The organism is Paenibacillus sp. 79R4 (genome assembly GCF_013393165.1).
Lineage (GTDB): Bacteria > Bacillota > Bacilli > Paenibacillales > Paenibacillaceae > Fontibacillus.
In genome coordinates, this window is record NZ_QJOT01000011.1 from 44835 (window position 1) to 61066 (window position 16232).

At 50.0% G+C, this 16232-nt stretch carries 9 protein-coding genes and 1 riboswitch; of the genes, 1 reads left to right on the forward strand and 8 read right to left on the reverse strand.

Going from position 1 to position 16232, the window contains the following annotated elements:
- Positions 1-2 precede the first annotated feature (2 nt).
- The 8 genes from cydS to DMN77_RS16490 form a co-directional block, all read right to left on the reverse strand.
- Complete coding sequence (cydS, locus tag DMN77_RS24295) at positions 3-104, reverse strand: cytochrome bd oxidase small subunit CydS family protein (RefSeq protein WP_372776063.1); 102 nt, start codon at positions 102-104, stop codon at positions 3-5.
- 6 nt (positions 105-110) lie between these two features.
- Positions 111-1142, reverse strand: coding sequence for a cytochrome d ubiquinol oxidase subunit II (locus tag DMN77_RS16460; protein WP_068778376.1), 1032 nt, complete (start codon positions 1140-1142; stop codon positions 111-113).
- A complete protein-coding gene (locus tag DMN77_RS16465) occupies positions 1139-2488 on the reverse strand; it encodes a cytochrome ubiquinol oxidase subunit I (protein WP_068778377.1) in 1350 nt (449 codons plus the stop codon). Before DMN77_RS16465 ends, DMN77_RS16460 begins: the two co-directional genes overlap by 4 nt.
- Before the next feature lie 290 nt (positions 2489-2778).
- A complete protein-coding gene (locus DMN77_RS16470; protein WP_256872446.1) occupies positions 2779-9054 on the reverse strand; it encodes a 5'-nucleotidase C-terminal domain-containing protein in 6276 nt (2091 codons plus the stop codon).
- 408 nt (positions 9055-9462) lie between these two features.
- Positions 9463-10416: an ABC transporter permease gene (locus DMN77_RS16475; RefSeq protein WP_068778380.1), complete on the reverse strand. Its 954-nt coding sequence runs from the start codon at positions 10414-10416 to the stop codon at positions 9463-9465.
- Positions 10400-11476: an ABC transporter permease gene (locus DMN77_RS16480; RefSeq protein WP_179015721.1), complete on the reverse strand. Its 1077-nt coding sequence runs from the start codon at positions 11474-11476 to the stop codon at positions 10400-10402. The genes DMN77_RS16475 and DMN77_RS16480 overlap by 17 nt, the downstream gene beginning before the upstream one ends.
- Positions 11473-13002 carry an ABC transporter ATP-binding protein gene (locus DMN77_RS16485; RefSeq protein ID WP_179015722.1) on the reverse strand — a complete coding sequence of 510 codons (1530 nt, stop codon included), beginning with the start codon at positions 13000-13002 and terminating at the stop codon, positions 11473-11475. The genes DMN77_RS16480 and DMN77_RS16485 overlap by 4 nt, the downstream gene beginning before the upstream one ends.
- Positions 13003-13258: 256 nt before the next feature.
- On the reverse strand, positions 13259-14371 hold the full coding sequence (locus DMN77_RS16490) for a BMP family lipoprotein (RefSeq protein WP_068778383.1): 1113 nt from the start codon (positions 14369-14371) through the stop codon (positions 13259-13261).
- Positions 14372-14711: 340 nt separating this feature from the next.
- On the opposite strand from DMN77_RS16490, the gene DMN77_RS16495 reads away from it, so the two are divergent.
- The gene (locus tag DMN77_RS16495; RefSeq protein WP_179015723.1) at positions 14712-15845 is read left to right on the forward strand and encodes a virulence factor; all 1134 of its coding nucleotides are present in this window, start codon (positions 14712-14714) and stop codon (positions 15843-15845) included.
- Positions 15846-15938: 93 nt separating this feature from the next.
- Positions 15939-16138: riboswitch (Lysine riboswitch) on the forward strand.
- Positions 16139-16232 lie beyond the last annotated feature (94 nt).

A 16232-nucleotide genomic window follows, 5' to 3' on the forward strand; every position in this document is an offset into this window, starting at 1 on the left:
TTTCAATCCGAGGGATCTTTATACCGGAACGAATACAGGAACAGAAAAGCGACGGCGATCACGACCACCAGCTCAGGAGCTATAAAAATAATAAATTTTTCCATACTCTCCTATCCTTTCTTTGGCGAACTGCCGCGCACGTATTTGGCATCAAACAGGAACAATCGGAGCAAAATGATCAGCGAAGGAATGAGCACGCACAGCCCGGCGATAAAAACGGTAATTAGGGCCACCGCCATCGACTCATTGGTGAAGCTCTCATGAATGCTAACCTGCTTATACAGAATATACGGCAGATGCGAATGGCCATAGCCATACCAGGCGAACCCGAACTGCAGCATAACAAGGATGAAGGTCCAGCCAAGGTTCCTCCGTCTCCATACCAGATAGACTGCAGCCAGGTAGCAGATCAGTGAGAGAATGAACACCCAGGCGATGCTTAGCATATTGCTGAAATGCTCGGGATTTTGCCGGTTGATCTGGAAAAAGGCAAACACGCAGGCAAGAATAGTCGGACCGCTCCACCAGAGCGCATAACCGCGCAGTACTTCAAAGGCAGCACGATCCCCCGCTTTGTCCGCATAGTAGGTCAGGAACATCGCGGAGATGTAGAGTACGGATACGAGCGCCAGGATGATGACCGACCAGGTGTACGGATTGCTGAAGAAGGAGCCCCAGTTCAGATGCACTTTGTTATTTATCTCTGTAATGATGCCGCCTTCGGAAATGGCCAGGATCGTGGAGAGAGCCGCGGGGATCAGAAGGCCGGTTGCACCATAGATCGCCATATATATTTTATTGTCTTCTTTACTGCTGCCATAGGTGTTATAGGCATAGTAGGCACCCCGAAGGGCAAGCAGCACGGTCACCAGGCTGCCTGGAATGAGCAGCGCTGTCCCGTAAAAATAAGCGGAGTCGGGAAAGAAGCCAACAAGGCCAACCACGAAAAAGATCAGAAATACGTTAGTGACTTCCCATACCGGGGACAAATAGCGCTGGATAATGCTGTGCACTTTGTTCTTATGCCCCGTAATTACGCTGTAATAGCTGAAAAATCCCGCTCCGAAATCGACAGAGGCAACAATTAAATATCCGAACAGAAACGTCCACAGTACCGTGATACCAACCAATTCATAGCTCATTTTACCGTCCCTCCCTCAATCCCAAGCTCACGCATTTCTTCAACGACATCCTTGCTGCGGAACAAGCGGGCTAATACGATGACGCAGGAGCCGCACAGCACGATGTACAGCGCAGCGAACAACAATAGCATGGAGCCTACATGATTCGAAGTTGTCGCCGCTTCCCCCACCTTCATATATCCGCGCACAATCCAGGGCTGGCGGCCGAATTCGGCAAACAGCCAGCCTAACTCGATCGCCACGATGGCCAATGGTCCAAGCAGCAGGATCCCAAGCAGCAGCCATTTCGGATATCCACCATGCCGGTTCCCAGGCAGCAAGCGCCTGATCATATATAGAAAAGGGATCAGAACAAGCAGTATACCGATCGTCACTTTCAAATCGAACATATAGTGAATGAACAACGGCGGGCGTTCATCCTCCGGGAATTCATTCAACCCGATCACCTTCGTATTCGGCTTATTACCGGCCAGAATGCTGAGTGCATAAGGGATCTCAAGCCCGTACCTGACTTTATTGTTCTCATCCAGCACGCCGCCAAAGACCAAAGGCGCTTCTCGCCTCGTCTCGAAATGCCATTCGGCGGCGGCCAGCTTCTCCGGCTGATATTTGGCCAGGAACTTGCCCGAGAAATCCCCGATGATCGCTGTAGCCAAAGCGAATATAAAGGCGGACATGACCGTTAGCTTCAACGCTTTTTTGAAATAGGCTTCCTTCCGCCCCATCAGCAGGCTGTACGCAGCAATCCCCGCCAAGAGACAAGCGCTCACCGTATAGGAAGAAGCGAGTACGTGAGATACCTTGGTGGGCGTAGCCGGATTGAACATGGCGATGAGCGGATGCACATCGGTAAATACTCCATTCTTGAGCGTAAAGCCCTGCGGCGTGTTCATAAAAGCGTTCAAAGTCGTAATGAAGAAGGCTGAGGCGGACGATCCGATCGCTACCGGTATCAATAGGAGCAAGTGCAGCATCGGACGCTTGAAGCGATCCCAGGTATACAAATAAATGCCGAGGAAAATCGCTTCGATGAAAAAAGCGAAGGTCTCCATAAAGAGCGGCAGAGCGATGGCATGTCCTGCTACGCGCATAAAGGTCGGCCAGAGCAGACTAAGCTGCAGCCCGATTGAGGTTCCGGTCACAACACCAACGGCGACGGAGATCACGAAACCTCGCGCCCATCTTCGGGCCAGCAAGGAATAATGAGGATCGCGGGTCTGAATCCCTCTCCACTCCGCCAATGCAATCATTAACGGCACACCAACGCCAAGCGAAGCAAACACGATATGCACAAACAGGGTAAGTCCGGTAAGAATACGACTGAGCGTAACCGGATCGTAAGACATGACGATCTTCCTCTCTAGTTGAACATAGTGGTCTGCAGGATGGACCTGCTTATATCAATAGTAATTCAGAAATCTCAGCAGGCTCTTGATGAAGGCATACAGCATAATAATTGCTATCACAAGGCTGACCAGCGCCAGCCTCTTCTCCTGTCTTCTAGAACTCATGATCCTGCCCCCTTAAATTTCCATAAGCTTATTGTGTCTTTCATGTTCCTTTTTATTCCTGAATACAACGCAAAGGGCTGCCCCCAACGGGACAGCCCTAAAATTGTCATATGTCAAACATAGCCTTACTTCTCGTATGTCAGCTTCTCCATCATCCGATTCAGCACAGCGGCACTCTCCGCTCTCGTTGCATTCGACTTCGGCACGAATTGATTGCGATGGTCGCCGTTCATAATACGAAGCCCGTTCAGCAGCTGCACCGCCTCCTTGGCCCAAATGCTAACCTGGGCACCATCGGCGAACTCCGTTGGAGAGATATCAGCGCGCTGGAATCCAGCGTACTGAAGCGCCCTGGACACCATTATGGCCATCTCTTCACGCGTAATCGTCCGATCCGGCCGGAATGTGCCGTCAGCATAACCATTAACGATCCCCGCATTCACAGCGGCTTGTACCTGATCGGCATGCCAATCAGTTGCTGCTACATCACGGAAGCCTTCTGCCTCAGATGAAACGGACAATCCCAACGCCCTCACGATCAGCGATGCAAATTCGGCCCGTGTTACCGGAGCATCCGGTACATAAGTCGTTGGCGTGCGCCCGGCAACAATCATTTTAGCGGCAAGAGACTCCACATCGACTTTGGACCAGTGATCGGCAATATCCGCAAAGGTGACGGAGTTCTGGATCACCAGATAAGTTCCGTTCGCCTGGCTGTAGATATCGATCTGATTTCCGTTCACTTTGAAGGGAACAGGGATATAGCTGCTGCCAACCTGACGAAGCACCGCAATCGCCGCCTGGTTTGGCTGCTGTTCCAAGACAACCGATCTCTTCACATAGGAAGCATATTCGTTCAAAGCAATCGTCTTGCCATCGCCGGTCTGCGCAGCTACATTGTAGCTTATCGCTTGCAGAGCCTGGTACCCTTGGGCCGCTGCTGTTTTTACTGCATTGGCATCTACGGCGAGCTTAACCACCAGTCCAATATCATTGGCAGCATCGGAACCTATCTGCCTCGCTAATCCATCAAGATCAACTTCCTTCTGAGGCAGATCATAGCTTCCGAATGGCGTTACGAAACTTAATACCGAAGCATCTGCTTGAGCAAGCCAGGCTTGAAGCGCTCCGTGATTTACGGTAATAGCAACGGACTGGAACGGCTCTTCGCTTGCCGCCTCGACGGTGACCTTGCCGCCGGTTGGCCGCTTCAAGGCTTCCTTCATTTCCTCAGCACTCATCGTACCGGTTGCCTCGCCTTGCTTGATTTGAAGCTGTACCTTCACCTTCCCAGGCTCTACCGACGGTACTGTTCCCGGGCTTGCAGGAGTTGTCGAACCCGTTGATCCTGATGAACCGGAAGTACCCGGTGTACCCGGAGTCCCTCCTCCTTCTCCAGGCTGTCCTGGTCCTTCAGGAAGCGGTGCCCCCTTCAAATCAATAATTCGCCCTTCTACCGCCGAGGTTTTATCCGTAATGGTGCCTACTTTCTTCACATAGTCTGAGAAGACCTCGTAATCCGGCAGGTAGAGAAGATTTACACGTCCTTCCAGATACGCCTTTTCAAGCGAAGCATAGAAGTCGCCGCCTTTTGCGGTGAACACGTTCGTAGCTACCTCATACGACCTATTCGGGTTCAGCAGCTCATAGCCGTTCTTGCCCTTTACCTCAATACGCATCACACGTTCGCCTTCCGGCTTCGTGGAATCATAGTAGAATTTCATTCCGGCAATATGCGGGAATCGCCCGTCCTGACCAGGAACTTTGGATACGCCATTCTCCATCGCTTCCTTGATTTCCCGGCCTGTCAGCGTAATGGTGACCAGATCATTATTGAACGGCAGAACCGTCATAACGTCACCCATTGTTATTTTACCGGCGGCAATGGACTCCCGGATGCCCCCTCCATTCTGCAAGGCAATCACGGCATTTGTCCCCGCTGCCTGGGCCGCATCGAGCATCCCGTCGGCAATCAGGTTGCCAAGGTTGGTCTCCTTCGTCCGCACATCAGCGCGCACCCCGTTCAGCACCACTTCAGTCTGACCCACTTCGATCTGCTTCAGTTCCTCGATGCCCGGTTTATATTTGGTATTTAATAGATCCAGTGCTTCCTGATCGGGCTGGATGACATACTGCCCGTTCGCATCCTTCTCATCAATGGAGATAAGACGGCTGTCCCAATCCTGGAGCACTCCTTCGTCATTGAAGACCACTTCGAGCTTGCCGAGGAATTGGCCTTTCTCACCTGTCTGCACGATCAGCTTCGGCTCACTTCCAGTACGGTCCACGACCGCTTGATCAAGCTTGGTATGGCTGTGTCCACCGACGACAATATCAATCCCATCAACCGCTTTAGCAAGATTCACATCAACATCATACCCGAGATGTGTTAAGGCAATAATTTTGTTAACCCCTTCACGCTGCAGCATGGCGACGGTATCTTTAGCCTTCTGCACCGCATCATCAAACGTAACTAACCCTGGCGATGCAATATTGGCTGTATCCTCCGTAGTCAGACCAAACACACCAACCTGTTGGCCATCCACCTCCATAATTATCGCCGGATAGATCGTGCCAGCTTCTGTATTCCGCGAGATCTCATTCTTGAATTTCCCTTTTAACACAGGATCGGCTGAGAAATTAACGTTCGAGGATATGAACGGGAAATCTGCATGTTCTATAAATGCGTTCAACACCTCTGAGCCTTTATCGAACTCATGGTTGCCGAAGGTCATGCCATCATATTGAACCAGATTCATAAACTCCAGATCTGCCAGGCCAAAGTACTTGTTGAAGTACAGCGTACCGGAAAATACATCCCCTGCATCCAGAAGCAGCGGATTGACCGAGCTCGCCTTCTGTTCCCGAATAGCGGCAACCCGACGGGCAATGTTATCCGGTGAGCTCACGGTATCCAGGTTGGCATGCGTATCATTCGTATGCAAAATCGTCAGCGGGAATCCGTCGATCGTCTGTTTTTGCAGATCGATCTGGGCCACGACCGGATCATGATCGGACACACGGCCCCTGGAGGCCGGGAAATCTGCATTGAGATGAACAACATCCACCTCTGCGGACCGAGTCAGGTTCTTGCTGACCAGAATATGGTCCAGTACCTGGGAGTTGCCGTCATAGGTGTATGTGTACTGCTCTTCTAGCGGCAATGTTTCGATCAGACTGTCCAATGCATTTCCTTTCAAGATTTTAGCCGTTTCGGTAAATTGAAAATCATTCAGGTCACCCATCACGATGATGTTCGACTTCGGATTTCCCTTCAGAACCTCTTGGATAAATCCGTTCACGACAGCGGCAATCTCATGGCGCTGAGCTTCGCTGGAGAGTACTGGCGGCTGCGTGCTGCCAAAAGGCCCCTGGTCGCCGGACTTCGAATTGAAATGATTGGCGATAACAATCACTTTCTCACCACGGAACTCGAACTGGGCCGCCAGCGGTTTACGCGAAGCATTAAATGCGCTATGGGTCGGCTCAATCCGGCCTGGATTAAGAGTCAACTGATCCTTGTCTGCATCATAAGCAACCGCATCCGTAGATGATCCCTTCTTGCCGAGTACGCTATCCGACAATTGAACGCGGCCTGGATTGTAGAGGAAGCCTACCCGGATATTTGCCCCAGGCGCCCCGCCATCGTTGTTATTGACCGGCTCAATGTCCGTATAGCTGTAAGCTGGTCCACCAGCAGCCCGAATTGCATCGACCAAGGCTTGATAGCTCTGATCCGCCGCTGTTGTTCCATCGTTCTTCTCCCCATTGTTGTCCTGAACCTCAACCAGACTGATAATATCCGGCGATTTCATATTCATGACGATCGACTCTGCCAGCTTGTTCATTTTGGCGGAGCCCACGCCAGGATAATAGTTCTCAATATTATAGGTCGCTACTGTTAACTGGTCGTCCTTAACGTCAATAGTGGATACCTCTTGTTGGAAAGGACTGCTGTTGATGGCTGGCAGCCCTCCCAGCTCCGGAATCACTTTAAAATTACCGTTGTTATAGCCGATTACCCCGATGACATCGCCTGCGAATGTATCGCCCGTGCTTACTTCCTGACCAGGATTACCGTAAGCAATAATGAGGCGCTGCGGATTGAAGTTGCCTTGCTCCTTCAGCACCAGCCCTCCAGCCGGCGTAATTACGTCCGGCTCATCATTCTCAACGCGAGTGGCAATATTGTATGTCCCACTGCTTGTCCAGTATGGGCTGATGATCGTCGGTTCGGCGAGTCTGATTCGCATCCCTTCCAATGATTCATAGAAGTCAATCGCATCTTCATCCGGATCGAAGCTCTGCAATCCGTCATTATCAATAATCGATGCAGGGATCGGACGCCCGCCTTTGCCTAAGGTAACCGCCTCCGGCAGCGGCTGATTCTCCTTGATCGTCTGGTAAGACTGAAGCTCGATCTGGGTTGTCGTCAAATTGCTGGAGCTTCCTTCGTTATATTCAGCAACTTTGCCGCTAACGGATACCAGATCGCCTACTTTAGGCCGATTTATGCTTGTAGTGTATACAAAAATGGCATCCGAGGTGTTCGGATTGGAATCCGGTGCGGGATCTTGAATATAGAAACCTTTGATATTTCCGTTAGAGAAGGTATATCCATATTGCGTAACGATTCCCTCGACGTTTTTGACCGTCTGTCCATTATATGGCGAGGAATGGTCCTCTCCCTGAATATTCGCGATGCGCGGCTGCTCTGTCGCCACATAGGCGAATTCGAACACTTTACTTACACTCCCGCCGGACTCAACGATCGCCTTGATGGTCATATCATGGTCGACTTGAATCGGCGTGCTGTAAGGCGGGCTTGCCGTTGTTGGCTCACTTCCATCGACGGTATAATAAATATTTGCATTCGGGGTCGGACTGGATAGTGCAACCGTACTCCCGGTAATAATCAGACCTGCCCCCGGACTTGCAATGACAGAGAACATATCTTCAATCAGGGCCGCATCATTCAGCGGGATCAGCTCATATATACTGCCATACTGCTTCACCACGCCCGTTATACGACTAAAGGTCTTACCCGCCTTCAGCTTGGAGAGGCCGGAATAGATTGTAAATTCGGCTCCGCCTTGTACAGCCGTGTACTCGTTCGGTCGATTCTCGGACTTAATAGAGATATCCTCCAGGTAGACGAGCCTGGCTTCATAGGCTTCCCCTTGGTTGGCAGAGAGATCTGCTCCTTGGATTTGAATAGCTTGCGGCGATCCGATATCTTTGTCGGTTACTTGATACGGCAGCAGAGGATGCGGTTTAAGCTCCTGAAGATTGTTATAAATCTCCATAACCCCGGCCACACTGATCCGATCTCCGACACCCACGGTTTGCGGATAATCGTAGAGTACAATGCCAGCCGTATCATCCTGCATATAAATCTCATTACCTTCGATATGCGTGATGATACCTGATGTCCAGACATGCTCGCCCTTTGCCTTGAGGCGCGCTTCAGCAACAGATGTCTCCGTTAGAATATCGTATTCGTAGGAGGCGATTGGGCCATCTGCAACTCCATCCATGGCCGCATAAGCCTCTATGCGCATCGGCTTATCAAGCACAATGGGGCCATTTACAGGCTGGAATCCTGTTCCGTTTCCGCCTGACCGATAAATATCGGCATAGACCGAGGCCGTGACTGAAGGAGGGCTTAACGTAATTTCCGTCCCTTGCGGCCAAGCATTAGCCTCTGGATTCGCCGTTACACGTCCCAGCCCGCTGTTCGGATCTACTGGCGTGCGAGGAGATGAACTGTTGCGCGGATCGGGTGTATCGATTCGAAAATCACTGTCGTTATGATCCGTATCCAGACCGCGATCATCTGATTGACCATTGGTTAATTGTTTGCGAATCGCAGCCGTTGAATTTGATAACGCTTGCGTAGGTTTGCCCTCTGATAATGAGGCATTGCCATACCCGATTAGATCAATGCGATCACCGTTGGCATCTACCAGATCAACTTTACCATTTGTACCGCTTAAATCTATTTGCCCTTGAATATCAGGCGTTGGCAGAGCTAGTGCGCCACCAGCCCCCTTCTTCTCCTGAATCAATAAATAGGAATAAGGTTCGATAATACCGTTCAAGGAAGTTATATTATTACTATCACTGAAATTACCTGTTGCACTGGCATAACGAACTTTCCAGCCTGTAAGATCGACTGCTTGACTTGTAGGGTTGAACAATTCGATGAAGTCGTTGCTATACTCAGCTCCACTATTCCCGCCGCCCCCATAAACCTGGCTGACTACAATTTGATCATTTTGCGGTGAAGCTTGTACCCTTTGCTCAGAACCAAAAGGAACGATCGTACTCAGGAACATAACAACAGCCAACGCTAAGCTCATCTGCTTACAGAAGCTTTTAAATCGCAAGCCCATTCTCATGATTCACTCCTCTATCAAAATTTTATAGACTCACTTTCAATATATGCCAGCATTGTTATAGCAGAAGTAACTGATAGTATGTTTTGTGTAAAAAGACCGCCAGATTGACCGCGCAATCGTTTCATTGCAATGTTATTGTCGTTATATAAATTGTCCCCCTTTCAAAGTGAGTTGTGGTCGTTCAAAAGGGTCCGCCACTGAGATCGATCTAGGACGTTTGAATAACGATAGCAAGATCCGTGAACCTTGGTACTCGTCCTCTCCTTTTTGAACAACCTTATAGCGTAAAAAGACCCTCTTACCGGGTTCTTGCCTTCTAGAGACTGAACTAGTGTAAGAGGGTCTTCATGCTATTGTATGATCGTCTTGGATGTCTAAAATGCTACTATCCACATTCCTATGCCGATTTTACCGTTTTCCGGAATCAAAAGGCTCTCCGACGGCTTTCGGTGCATTGGACGATTTCGAGAAAATAACCAGGGCGATCAGGGTCACCACATACGGGAAAATCTTCAGAATCACCGGCGGGAATACCGCCAGCGACGGAATAACCTGCGATACGTTAGCAATAGTGCTGGCAAATCCAAAGAAGAACGTTGCCAGCAAGATGCCCAGCGGCCTCCATTGGCCGAAGATAAGCGAAGCCAAGGCAAGGAAGCCGAGTCCTGCCACATTTCCGGTAAATTCACCGGAATAGGTTAACAGAATGATCGCGCCGCCCAGACCGGCAAATGCCCCGGAGACCATAACACCGATATAACGCATTGATCTCACGTGGATCCCAGCTGCTTCGGCAGCATGCGGATGCTCACCGCAGGAACGAAGACGGAGGCCAAAAGGCGTCTTGTACAACAGAAATGCACTAAGCAACAGGATGATTATGATAAACAGGGTCGAAGCATACATTTTGGTAAAGAATAAGTCCCCGATGATCGGAATCTTCGATAACCCAGGGAAATTAAAGGGCATAAATCCTTGTTTGATTCGAATATTCCCGCTACCGGTAATATTGCGCGCCAGGAAGATGGTCAAAGCACCGGCAATCATATTGATCGCCGTGCCGCTAATGATCTGGTTGGCGCTCAGATTGATGCTCGCGAAGGCGTGCAACATGGAGAACAATGCGCTAACCACAGCAGCAGCCAGCAGTCCTACCCACAGAACCCACCATGAGCCCAAATAATATTCCTGCAGCTTCGATACGACAAAAGCGCCTGTAAAGGAGCCGACAATCATCAATCCGTCGAGACCGATATTCACGACCCCGCTTCGCTCACTAAACAGTGCGCCCAAGGCGGTAATCAAAAGCGGGATGGTGAACACGATAGCATACGGAAAAATCTGTTCAAGCGTTGTCCACATGGTCTTGTTCCCCCTGCTTTTTATTTGCTGCACGACGCACCTTCAGCTTGTGAAGCAATCGTTCGATAAGAATGCTTGTCGCGGCGAAATAGATGATGATGGCGATGATGGTATCTGCTATCTCTGGCGGGATTTCGGTCATGGCATTCAGGAAACCTCTACCCGAATATAACAGGCCGAAGAACAGGGCTGACATTAATACGCCCAATGGTGTATTGCTGCCAAGCAGAGCAACGGCAATGCCATCAAAGCCTTGGGTCGGCAAAATACCGATCTGGATGCTGGAGGCATTCCCTGTGTATTGGGCCACCCCTGCCAGGCCGGCGATACCGCCGGAAATGAACATGGATAGTACAATGCTCCGTTTAACGGCAATACCTGCGTATTCAGCTGCGTGACGGTTGAATCCGACCGCCTTCAGCTCATAACCAAGCGTCGTCTTGTTAATCAGGAATGCAACCAACAGTACGGTGATTACCGCGATAAAAAAGCCCAAATTGATGTAGGAGCCTTGGAATAAGTCACTGAGCCACTGCTGATGCAGCATCGCTTCCGGCGGAAGCTGGCGCGATTCTGTCTCCAGGCTAGTCCCTTTGAAATAAGCCGGAATAACATAATATACCGTCCAATAAGCGGTCCAGTTCATCATGATCGTGGATACAACTTCATGCACATTATATCTGGCCTTCAAGAAGCCCGGGATCACAGCCCACAGAGCACCGCCGATAAATCCGATAATTACCATTAACGGCAGGAGAATCAGGCTAGGCAGATTCAGCGAGAGACCTATAGCTGTTGCAGCGAAGCCGCCGATAAGCATCTGTCCAGCCGCTCCGATATTAAACAATCCGGTACGGAATGCAAACGCAACCGAAAGTCCGGTCAGAATAAGCGGAGTTGCTGTAGCCAGCGTATTTCCGATTCTTTCCGGGTTTTTCAGTCCGCCCTGGATGAGATACATATATCCTTCTACCGGATTATGACCGGTCAGCACCATAAGCAATGCCCCTGCGATAAGTCCGAATACAACGGCAAGCAACGATTTAACGCTGTTATTCATGCGGTGCCCTCCTCCTTATGATACCCGGCCATCATCAGCCCGAGTTCTCTTTCGTTCGTTTCGGAGGCATTGACGATCCCTACCAGTTCGCCATTATTAATAACTGCAATACGATCTGCCAAATTCATTACTTCGTCCAGCTCCAACGAGACGAGCAGAACGGCTTTGCCTTTGTCTCGCTGCTCTACAAGACGTTTGTGAATATATTCGATTGAGCCCACATCAAGCCCCCGGGTCGGTTGAACCGCAATCAGAAGATCAGGATCGCGTTCTATCTCGCGACCGATAATCGCCTTCTGCTGGTTGCCGCCGGACATCGAGCGAACGATTGAACTTCCGCCAGTTCCTGACCGCACATCAAAGCTTTGAATAATATGCTCCGCATGCTTGCTGATCGCCGCCGGCTGAAGCAGCCCTGACTTGGAGTATGGCTGCCGATTATACACTTCAAGAATTAGATTCTCCTCAAGGGTGTAATCCAGCACCAGTCCCCGTTTCTGACGGTCCTCGGGAATATGTCCAATCCCGCTGTCATTACGCTGGCGAATAGACAAATCATTAAGTGCCTGCCCGTTCAAGGTTACAGTACCGCTCTCTATCGAACGCAGCCCCGTAATGGCTTCGATCAGCTCGGACTGCCCGTTGCCGTCTACCCCGGCGATCCCTAGTATCTCGCCAGCTTGCAGACCAAGACTGAAGGATTTAAGCGCTTCGACCTTCTTGCTGTTCTTCACTGTGAGCGACTGGACTTCAAGCACGGTTCTGCCCGGCTTGCTCTCCTCCTTGTCTACCTTGAAGGAGACGCTGCGGCCTACCATCATTTCAGCCATTTCTTCACGGCTTGTGTCGGCAACATTCACAGTTCCGATCGTCTTGCCGCGGCGAATAACGGTACATCGGTCTGCTACTGCTTTGATCTCCTTCAGCTTGTGGGTAATCAAAATAATAGACTTGCCTTCTTTAACCAGATTTCTCATGATATCCTGCAGATCCGTGATCTCCTGTGGGGTCAACACAGCGGTTGGCTCATCAAAGATGAGTACTTCCGCATCGCGGTATAACATCTTAAGAATCTCAACCCTCTGCTGCATGCCCACCGAAATATCCTCGATTTTGGCATAGGGGTCTACATTGAGGCCGTATTTCTTGGACAGTTCCTCAACCCGCTTGGCAGCGGTTCTCACGTCCAGGCCGAAGAAAAATTTGCGAGTCTCACTGCCCAGAATAATATTCTCGGTAACGGTAAACGGTTCAACCAGCTTGAAATGCTGGTGCACCATCCCGATGCCAAGCTTGTTAGCCACATTCGGATTCGAAATCCGCACTTCCTGGCCTTTCACCTTAATGATTCCGCGGTCAGGCTGGTACATACCAAACAGGATGCTCATCAACGTTGATTTGCCTGCCCCGTTCTCCCCCAGCAGGGCATGAATCTCGCCCTTCTCCAGTCTGATCGTAATGTCATCATTGGCTACGATACCCGGAAATTCCTTGCGGATGCCCACCATCTCGACAACATAGTCCATGGTTTAGGTATCTCTCCTTCTTCAATAGTAAGTTTTGTGTGGTTTGGAAGTTAACCAGAAAAACGCCAATCGACGCACCTCAACGAGAAAGACCTCGGCAAATGGTCAATTTGCTTGCGATATCAGGATGTATAGCTCCTGCTGCTCATGCTCTTCGTTACCTTAAAAAAAGACGGAGGAGACTCCGTCTTTTTTATTAAACTCGATGTCGCTTGCTACTATGATTACGTCGATTCATATAGATCCGTATTAGGGATTACTTGATCAGGTCGCCTTGCTCACCAGCTACAGTAATTTCTCCGGATTTAATCTTGTCAAACACTTCGCCTACTTGTTTAATAATGTCATCGCTAAGGTTAGGGTTCTCATCCGGAAGACCTACGCCATCGCTTTTTGCATCCAGTGTAAGTGTTTGTCCGCCTGGGAATTTGCCGTCCAATTCCGCTTTGATCATATCGTAAGCGGCTTGGTCAACTCTCTTGATTGCGGAAGTCAGAATAACCGACTTATCTCCTTCATACACGCCGTCTTGGTATTGGTCGGAGTCAACGCCAACGACCCATACATCGGCCCCGTTCTTAACGCGAGTCTTCGCTTCGTTGATCGCACCTACGCCTACGCCGCCTGCAGCTGCAAAAATAACGTTAACGCCGCGGTCATACATTTGTGCAGCCAACTGGCTGCCTGCCGCAGAATCATCAAAAGAACCTTGGTATACTACGTTCTCTTTGTTAATTACAAGATTCGTTCCGAGGTTCTCATTTGCATATTTAACACCTTGTTGGAAGCCCCAGTTGAACTTCTGTACAGGAGGAATTTCCATGCCGCCGATGAATCCGGCTTGCCCGTCCTTCACGTGCAGGGCCGCCGCTATACCAGCCAAAAATCCTGCTTCATGCTCTGCGAAGAAGATGGAGACGGTATTTTCTTTTACAACCGGCTGAGCATCTGGCTCCCCTGAGTTTGGTGCTCCGTCAATCAGGACGAATTTAGCATCGGTATATTTGTCTTGAGCTTTAAAAATAGCGGTTTCAAATTTGAAGCCTGGCGTTACGATGAATTTGTAGCCAGCGTCGAACAGATTACCTACCTCTTTTGTGTAATCCGCTTCCGTTGTTCCGGCTGGTTTCAAGTATTTGTAATCCATCTTGAAATCCTTGTTCGCCTTTACAATACCTTCATAGGTACCTTGGTTAAAAGACTTGTCATCGATAGTGCCTGAGTCCGTAACCATCCCAACCTTGAAGTTCGCTTTAGGCGCGTTTCCTCCATCGTTGCCGCTGGATTCCGATGCCGATTTATCTCCGCATCCTGCCAACATGGCGACCGATAACACCACACTTAATAAAGCTATGACCCCTTTTTTCATTAAGGACAACCCTCCTATAAATGTATGCACAAATGAAATGCTAGATTCGTGCTACCTACAATATATTAATAAATTTTACACATTTCAACATGATTTCTTTGGATTATATTAAACTACCTCAGCACCGCGGTAAATCAATCAAGCTGTTAAAAATGCAATATGTAGAAATTATGTAAAAATACCATTGAACGGATGCTCACGTATTTTTGCAGTATAAATTGCTAATTCCTTTAACAGGCTTGGGATTAGCGGTTGCTTAAGGTAAAATAAAAATAATAGCACGAATTCAAAAATTCAAATTTTTTAATTTTCTTTGTGAAGGGAGAAATGTGAACAAATTATGAAAATTATTTTTATAGAACCTACTCCTAGCCCCAACTCTATGAAGCTGCATCTGGACGAAAGCCTGGAGCCGGGAATACGCAGAACATACACCTTGGACAATGAACGCTCCGCTCCGGCCTGGATCAGACAGATGCTGAACATCCCGGGGGTAAAAAGCGTCTTCCACACCGCGGATTTCGTAGCATTGGATCGTAAGGGTGGAGCAGACTGGGCTGCTATTCTGGCCGCCGTCCAGGAACAATTCGGCCAGGACCATGTGGAATCCGCCTGGAATCCGGAGGATGGAGAAGCCCATGGCTTCGGCGAAGCGCAAGTATTCGTACAGTTCTTCCGCGGTATCCCGATGCAGATCCGTGTTAAATCCGGCAATCAGGAGGAGCGCATTGGTCTGTCCTCCCGTTTTGTTGATGCCGTCACTGAGGTCGCCAGCGCCACGTTAATTAAGGAGCGTAAACTTGTTGACTACGGTGTGCGTTATGGTGAGCTGGCGGATATCGCCCGCGAAGTAGAACAGGAGCTTGAAGCTGCTTATCCGGCTGAACGGCTGCAGGAAATCGTAAGCCAGGCGATTGCCCATGGCCATAACCAGGCCGAATTCGTCGAGCATCGCCGCGTGCTCAGCTTAGCTGACGTTGAGCAACAGATGCAAGATAGCGACTGGCATGTGCGATATGCCGGGCTTGAAGCGCTGCAGCAGCCTGGACCAGAGGCGATGCCTCTGCTTACGGAGGCGCTGCGTGACAAACAGATGCAGATCCGTCGTCTGGTTGTCGTCTACCTTGGCGACATCCGTACGCCAGAAGCAATGGAGCTTCTCTATGGGGCGCTGCGTGACGCTTCCGCAGCCGTTCGCCGCACCGCTGGCGATACGTTGTCCGATATCGGCGACCCGGCTGCGACGGGACCGATGATCGAGGCGCTGCAGGACAAGAGCAAGCTGGTTCGCTGGCGCGCGGCGCGCTTCCTCTACGAGGCGGGCACCGACGATGCGCTTGAAGCATTGCGTGCCGCAGCGGACGATGCGGAATTCGAGGTTAGCCTGCAAGCCAGAATGGCCGTAGAGCGAATCGAATCCGGAGAACAGGCCGCGGGTACCGTCTGGCAGCAAATGGCGCAGCGCGAAAGATAACGGCAGTTAATTTTTAGTGGTTGCCCTACCAGATGGCATAGGCTATACTTGCTAATGTTGTAAGGTAACTGAATATTTGAGCCTCATCATTGCGGGTGAGGTAGAGGTCGCAACTGTGAAGAGTATACCGGAGGAGGCGTATGAAGCCGCCTATGAATCCGGAGGAAAGGCACCGTTGCCGAAGCGTTCAATCAGCTTCAATCCGATTGAGCCGCTGGGGCTGTCGTCGAAAGAGACAGAACTGTCACAATTTCTTTATGCCATATGGGGAATTGTGTTGAGCTATCTTCATGAAGGAATGGTGCGGAGATTTCGTGTATATATTACATGTCCATAACAGGACCGCGGATATTCTTCCGTGGTCCTTTTTTATTTTTCCAACAGCTG

What these genes read in the sequence shown, in the direction of transcription:
- DMN77_RS16495 (WP_179015723.1), top strand. Translation starts at nt 14,712, where the DNA reads ATGAAAATTATTTTTATAGAACCTACTCCTAGCCCCAACTCTATGAAG.
- cydS (WP_372776063.1), bottom strand. Translation starts at nt 104, where the DNA reads ATGGAAAAATTTATTATTTTTATAGCTCCTGAGCTGGTGGTCGTGATC.
- DMN77_RS16480 (WP_179015721.1), bottom strand. Translation starts at nt 11,476, where the DNA reads ATGAATAACAGCGTTAAATCGTTGCTTGCCGTTGTATTCGGACTTATC.
- DMN77_RS16475 (WP_068778380.1), bottom strand. Translation starts at nt 10,416, where the DNA reads ATGTGGACAACGCTTGAACAGATTTTTCCGTATGCTATCGTGTTCACC.
- DMN77_RS16485 (WP_179015722.1), bottom strand. Translation starts at nt 13,002, where the DNA reads ATGGACTATGTTGTCGAGATGGTGGGCATCCGCAAGGAATTTCCGGGT.
- DMN77_RS16460 (WP_068778376.1), bottom strand. Translation starts at nt 1,142, where the DNA reads ATGAGCTATGAATTGGTTGGTATCACGGTACTGTGGACGTTTCTGTTC.
- DMN77_RS16465 (WP_068778377.1), bottom strand. Translation starts at nt 2,488, where the DNA reads ATGTCTTACGATCCGGTTACGCTCAGTCGTATTCTTACCGGACTTACC.
- DMN77_RS16490 (WP_068778383.1), bottom strand. Translation starts at nt 14,371, where the DNA reads ATGAAAAAAGGGGTCATAGCTTTATTAAGTGTGGTGTTATCGGTCGCC.
- DMN77_RS16470 (WP_256872446.1), bottom strand. Translation starts at nt 9,054, where the DNA reads ATGAGAATGGGCTTGCGATTTAAAAGCTTCTGTAAGCAGATGAGCTTA.